This window comes from Microbulbifer echini (assembly GCF_041447225.1).
GTDB classification, from domain to species: Bacteria; Pseudomonadota; Gammaproteobacteria; order Pseudomonadales; family Cellvibrionaceae; genus Microbulbifer; species Microbulbifer echini.
The window spans coordinates 1-6,341 of the sequence record NZ_JBGMEL010000039.1; the positions used below are offsets into that span (position 1 = coordinate 1).

A 6,341-nucleotide genomic window follows, 5' to 3' on the forward strand; every position below is an offset into this window, starting at 1 on the left:
GCTCAAGGTAGAAAACGGCACAGAGCAATTCCAGCAGGTTATTCACTACCAATACGACCCCTTGGGCCGCCGTATTGGTAAAGCGAGTGAAAGCGAGCAAACCGATTTTCTCTGGGATGGCGACGTACTCCTGCGGGAAAACAAAACCGATATCCAGACCCAGCAGGATATCAATACCCGTACCTACTACTTTGAGCCGGGCACTTTCAAACCTGTTGGATTAAAAGAAAACAAACAAGATAAAGAGCAGGTTTATCACTACCATCTGGATCACCTGGGAACTCCAGATACCCTCACTAATCAGGATGGTGAAGTGGTATGGAGTGTTGCCTACAAGAGTTATGGCAATATTGCTCTGGCCCATGAAAATCAGATAGAGCAGCCGATTCGTTTCCAGGGGCAGTACTTTGATGAAGAGACTGGCCTGCACTACAACCGGTTTAGGTACTATGATCCGCAGGTTGGGGAGTTTACTCAGCAGGACCCGGTGGGGCTGCTGGGGGGAGTTAATAATTATCGGTATGTACCCAATCCAGTTACTTGGATAGACCCCTACGGGCTAACTAGTAAAGATTGTCCACCAGTGAATTCTTGGAATGAATTTCAGAGAGACACTAAAGGGCATTTTGCGAATAGCTCTGAAGCGGCTAAGTCATATCAAAAGATGAAAGAAGTGGCTGCGATGGGCGGTCGCACTGAAAAGCTTAAACGACCGGATCCGTCAACTTACTTGCCGCAGTCCTATATTAATGCTCATTTAGATAAATTTCAGAATGAAGGGGCTGGGTTTATTGCTATTCAAGGTTGGATGGAAAACCCTGAATATCCAACTCTCCCTCCACGTAAATTTGTTGGTTTACGATCTGAAATGGATGCTGTTATAGAAAAATATGAGTCATCTGGCCGTGATTGGACGGTTTTAAGGGATGAGCTGAGTTTAGGTAATGTAGATTTGAGTGACGAGAAAATAGTTTATGTGGTGATAGAGCCAGGAGATACAAGGTTTACTTATGATATTCCTGATGGTCGTGAAGCTGGCGCATATGAGGGAGAATGGGTCCCAGGAGGGAAAACTAAAGGTGGAACTAGCGAGGCTGCTTTAGTGGGTTCTGAGAAAATTGCACATGATAATAGCGCAGATGAACTAATGAATAATTTTTCAAAATCCAAGCGTATTCGGTGAGTTCTATGGTTAATTTATTTGAATTGGCTCTAAATAATAAAGAAACAGATAACTTTTTTAGAGGAGAGGGTGTCTACTTTGTTCCAAGTCCTGATTACGAAGGGCATGTACATGGAGCAAACATAAGTGGTCATGCGCATACATTTTTAAAAGCATCTTCAGATAATGGCAAAAAGTTTGACGATTCTTTTATAAATTTTATAAAGGACCTGTCTCTCACGGAAGCAGATCTATCTAACTTTCTTGCAAATTTTTCATCATATGTGGCTCAGAAAAGTTCACATAAATTACCGGGGTCCAATTTGTTTTTAGAAATGGATTCTTTGGAGTCTACTCTTGTAAAAAATTACTTGTTAAAGTTTAAGAGTGCAGGTGCCTTGAATGAATATAAGGATAAATTAAACACGCATGCTAGTTTTGCTTGCCGCAAAGGAAATGAGATTTTAAAAAAAATTCTCGAAGAGCTTGAAATGGAGTAGCATGTTGGGCTCAAACATCTAAATGTGTAGTTTGGAAACCCAGGGCAAATTGTAGAGTGGTCCTATAAGCCTTGCTGCTGGTTCCATTAAGCCCTTAAAACTACTTTAAAGTTTCGGTTGAGATAGACTACTTTTGTGGACATCTAATACTCCCACCCCTAAAAACCGGCTACCGCTTCCACTTCGAATGGGATGCCGAAGGTCCCTCGGCCCGCTGTGTGCGCCAGTGGGGCGATCCTATCGATGGGCAGGCCACATACAACTACCAGTTTGATTGGGATGATGATGGCAGGGTGTCACCGTAACTGATACCCGCGGCGGTAAAGAGCGTTACCGCTTCAATGAGCGCGCCCTGCCCATTTATCACCGCGACCCGGAAGGTGCCGAGACCCTTTACAGTTACAACGACCTGGGCCAGATCACTAAGGTACAGCTGCCAAGCGACGATGGCAGCTTGCGCGAAGAGATTTATCAATACGATGATCAAGGCCACTTGGTACAAAAAACCGATGCCGCCGGCAATAAGCACCGCATTGAATACAATAGCGAGGGCCTGCCCGCAAAAGTTACGGACCCTGCGGGCAATAAGTGGCAACGCGAGTACAACAAAAAAGGTCAGATCGCTGCCACCAAAGATCCTCTCGGCAACAGTACCCAGTATGGCTATAACCCCGTTGGTCTGATCGGCAGTGTTACCGACCCACTGGGAAATACCACTCGCTACTTGTGGAATCCTGAGGGTAAACTCGCCGCGCCCAGCACTACCGCTACGACAGCGCTCGCCGCCTGGAAGAAGTACAACACGCTCCTGGCCAGGTCACTCGCTACGAATACGACGCCCAGGATCGCATCCATGCGGTAATCACCCCAGATGGTGCTCGCACCCAATACAGCTACAACCCTCAGGGATTACTGGCCGAAGTTACCGACTCCGAAGGTCGAAGTACCTGCTACGCCTACGACGGCCTCAGTCAGGTTAAGACCCGCACCAACCCGGACGGCAGCCGCCTGGAATATCACTACGACGGCGAGCGCAACTTAGTCGGCCTCACTAACGAAAACGGTGAGCGCTACCAGCTTAAATACGATCTGAACGAGCGCCTGATTGAAGAAGTTGGCTTCGACGGCCGCGTTACCCGCTATGCCTACAACCGCGCCGGCCACCTGATTAGCTCCAGAGCGGTCACGGATACTGATACCGGCAAGGGAATCGACACCATCTTCGAGCGCGACCCCTTCGGCCGCCTATTAGAAGAAGTGACTCCCGACGGCATCACCAACTTCCGCTATAACCGCAGCGGGCAGTTAACCGAAGCGGAAAATGCCCACCGTAAACTGCGCTGGGAGTACGATGCCAACGGCCGTGTTGTGGCCGACTGGCAGGGCAAAGAGAAACTGAGCCACCAATACGATGCCGTCGGCAATCGTATTGCCACAACATTACCCGATGGTGAAGTACTGAACTTCGCCTTCAACCCCGTCGGCCAATTCCAAAGCCTGTACCGCCGCCCAGTAGGTGGCGACACCGATTATCTGATCACCAGCATCAGTCACGATGAACAGGGCAGGGAACGCCAGCACGGCAATGGGCTAGAAAGCCAGAGAGACTACGATCCTCAGGGCCGCCTGCAAAAACTGCGCCTGGGCAAGGCCAATGGTCCGGTATCTGATCCAACTCAGTCAAACTCCATTCTGGAGCGCCGCTACCAGTACAACAAAGCTGGCCAGATCGCGCAAATTGAGGACAGCCTGCGCGGCACCCGCAGCTACCATTACGACGCACTCGACCGCCTTACCCAGGTAGACGGCCCCAACCCCGAATACTTTGTGCACGACCCCGCACACAATATTCTGGCCGCCGCCAATTCAAAAGACGAAGCCAAGCAACAGGCCAGCGCCACCCAGGTCAAAGGCAACCGTTTAGCCTTCCGTGGTGATACCCACTACCGCTACGACATTCATGGCAACCGCATCGCCGAACTGCGCGGTAAAGGGCAAAAACTGCAAACCCGCTACCACTACAACAACCGCCAACAGCTGGCCTGTGTAGAAAAGCTCAAGGTAGAAAACGGCACAGAGCAATTCCAGCAGGTTATTCACTACCAATACGACCCCTTGGGCCGCCGTATTGGTAAAGCGAGTGAAAGCGAGCAAACCGATTTTCTCTGGGATGGCGACGTACTCCTGCAGGAAAATAAAGTCGATATCCAGACCCTGCAGGATCTCAATACCCGTACCTACTACTTTGAGCCGGGTACATTCAAGCCTGTTGGTTTAAAAGAAAACAAACAAGATAAAGAGCAGGTTTATCACTACCATTTGGATCATCTGGGAACCCCAGATACCCTTACCAACCAAGATGGTGAAGTGGTATGGAGTGTTGCCTACAAGAGCTATGGCAATATTGCTCTGGCCCATGAAAATCAGATAGAGCAACCGATTCGTTTCCAGGGCCAGTACTTTGATGAAGAGACTGGCCTGCATTACAACCGGTTTAGGTATTACGATCCGCAGGTTGGGGAGTTTACTCAGCAGGATCCGATTGGACTTCTAGGTGGAGTTAATAATTATCGGTATGTACCTAATCCGGTAACTTGGATAGATCCTTTAGGTTTGTCATCTAAAGATTGTCCCCCTAAGCAAGCCCCTGAGAGGAAAAATAAACCTAGCTTGTTTGGTAAAATTAAATCGCTGTTTACTGGAAAGTCAGAAAAGACCAATAGTGCTCCGCCACCACCCAAGGATACCGTTGTACAGGTCGATAAAGGTACACCTGTTGCAATTATTAACGGAAAAGCCTTTGATCCAACTGTAATGCATGGAAAAGGTTTTCATGGAATGAGAATACCTGAAGGTATGTCTATTGATGATTTATTCGCGAATGGCTTGCCGGCAAAGAGTAATAATAATGATCTTATAAGTCATGCCAATGGTGGAGAAGATAGCGCATTTAGGGGTACAGCCCCCTTTATTAAGAGCCCAATGGCTGATTATGGAGGCCCAATAGATTGGGCCGACGAAGGAGGGATCGTTGTTAAGATTGAGGGAGCACCAATGTTTAATGTTAATGAGCTACTTGAGGGAAGAGTAGAGAATGCTTTTGGTGGGTTTGGGGGCAATAGATTTACAGCAGAAGCAGAAAATGCTGTATTTGCAGACGTAAAGTCCGAACATATTAAAGCCATTGCAAAGGTTAAAGAGGGTCCACGAGGAAGATTAGAGCTTGATGAGTGGATCGAAAACCCTAATTTTGGAAAAGGCCCCGAAGAATGAGTGATTTTAAATCAAGGTGGAAAACACCTTTAGGTATTAAGAACGCATTAGAAATCGTCTCAGCGTTAAAATCAGATCAATCTTTGGATGAATATCTGAATGATACTTCTTTATCAGATAAATATAGTGATAATGATCGATATTTTGATCAACTGTTTGATCTGAGAGGGATGGTGATAGATGGGCAAGCATTTTCTAATTGTAGTTTTAGTTATTTAAATTTGAGCTATTGTATATTCACTAATTGTAATTTTTTCAAAGTTAATATGTTCAATAGTAGGATGCATGAATCTTATTTTAGAGGATGTGAATTTATGTCATGTGGTCTCGAAGCTATATATGGTTGTGATACGAGGTTTGAAGATGTTAACTGGAAAATGTCTAGCTTTAGTTCGAGTTATCTTATTGGTCCGCAATTAATTAAATCTAGTATAGCGGATTGTGACTTTTCTTCCTCTAGATTGGTTTCACCTGATTTTACTAAAACAAAAATTATTAATAGTGATTTTTCTTGGGCGAGAGTTGCGCCTACTGAGAGTTTTATAAAAGCTGTTAAGAAAAATAAAAAAACAATAAATTTAAATGCTGTTGAATGGCTTAGTCCTGATGGTAAAGCCATCAAGAATCCTTTCGAAAAGCCAAGGTTGTTTAAATTATTTGGCTCAATGGGGGATGGGTGAATGCATGACGTCAGAGTATAGTGTTAAAGATAAAATATTCTATATTTTATGTTTAACTAACTGCCTGGGTCCATAGGCTCTACAAAAGACCATTATAATATTGGAAAGATAAGCTTAGTCATCTATATAAATTCTCCGGTGACAGTATCGCCATTGTATATCTCTGACAGAGAAGTCCTTAAATTTGCCCTTAATCCTTTCCGTCAATTTTAAAGTGTTTATTGCCGTCCAGTTGGTAGTAATATCAATGTGAGCGCTCATCAAATTCCATCTAAAACCTTGAAATCCATCCAGATATGCTCCTGATTTTTAATAATTAGGAGATACGCATGACTATTCAAAGCAAATTAAATTTTTGGATAAAATACCTAACCCATTGGAAGGATAGCGACCTTTTCCAAGTCGCCTACTACCAGTAGCACCAGCTAAGGCTCAGCACCTTCACTTATTGGCGCAGCAAGCAGAGCAAACAAGCACCCAAACTAATGCCAATAACTATACCTACCTCATAAGCTTCTATGATTATCACTTTGTCGGGTAATATTCAGATACAAATGCCGTTATCTGAACTGAAAAAGGAGAATAATTGGGGTTAGAGAAATAAATGGAATAAAAGTAAATTATTGTCGTTTAATTAACCTTTAATCAGGTTTATGTTCACTGGCTACGAATACGACGCCCAGGATCGCATCCATGCGGTAATCACCCCAGATGGTGCTCGCACCC

General features: G+C 45.2%; 6 protein-coding genes. 5 read left to right on the top strand and 1 reads right to left on the bottom strand.

Going from position 1 to position 6,341, the window contains the following annotated elements; translation table 11 throughout:
- A partial coding sequence (locus ACCI51_RS19230) for an RHS repeat domain-containing protein (RefSeq protein WP_371845050.1) occupies nucleotides 1-1,183 on the top strand: 1,183 nt, incomplete at its 5' end.
- Nucleotides 1,184-1,188: 5 nt separating this feature from the next.
- Nucleotides 1,189-1,662, top strand: a complete 474-nt coding sequence (locus ACCI51_RS19235) for a hypothetical protein (protein WP_143730755.1) — start codon at nucleotides 1,189-1,191, stop codon at nucleotides 1,660-1,662.
- A 262-nt stretch (nucleotides 1,663-1,924) separates the two neighbouring features.
- Here ACCI51_RS19235 and ACCI51_RS19240 read toward each other — a convergent pair whose 3' ends face one another.
- Nucleotides 1,925-2,137 (bottom strand): hypothetical protein, encoded by a 213-nt coding sequence (locus ACCI51_RS19240; RefSeq protein WP_299589498.1) that lies wholly within the window; start codon nucleotides 2,135-2,137, stop codon nucleotides 1,925-1,927.
- On the opposite strand from ACCI51_RS19240, the gene ACCI51_RS19245 reads away from it, so the two are divergent.
- The 3 genes from ACCI51_RS19245 (at nucleotide 2,117) to ACCI51_RS19260 (ending at nucleotide 5,615) form a co-directional block, all read left to right on the top strand.
- Entirely contained in the window at nucleotides 2,117-2,524 is a 408-nt protein-coding gene (locus ACCI51_RS19245) for a hypothetical protein (RefSeq protein WP_371845051.1), read from the top strand. The two genes, ACCI51_RS19240 and ACCI51_RS19245, sit on opposite strands and share 21 nt — an antisense overlap.
- A gap of 395 nt (nucleotides 2,525-2,919) precedes the next feature.
- A complete protein-coding gene (locus tag ACCI51_RS19255) occupies nucleotides 2,920-4,935 on the top strand; it encodes an RHS repeat domain-containing protein (protein WP_371845052.1) in 2,016 nt (671 codons plus the stop codon).
- Nucleotides 4,932-5,615, top strand: a complete 684-nt coding sequence (locus ACCI51_RS19260) for a pentapeptide repeat-containing protein (protein ID WP_371845053.1) — start codon at nucleotides 4,932-4,934, stop codon at nucleotides 5,613-5,615. Before ACCI51_RS19255 ends, ACCI51_RS19260 begins: the two co-directional genes overlap by 4 nt.
- Nucleotides 5,616-6,341 lie beyond the last annotated feature (726 nt).

What these genes read in the sequence shown, in the direction of transcription:
- ACCI51_RS19235 (WP_143730755.1), top strand. Translation starts at nt 1,189, where the DNA reads ATGGTTAATTTATTTGAATTGGCTCTAAATAATAAAGAAACAGATAAC.
- ACCI51_RS19260 (WP_371845053.1), top strand. Translation starts at nt 4,932, where the DNA reads ATGAGTGATTTTAAATCAAGGTGGAAAACACCTTTAGGTATTAAGAAC.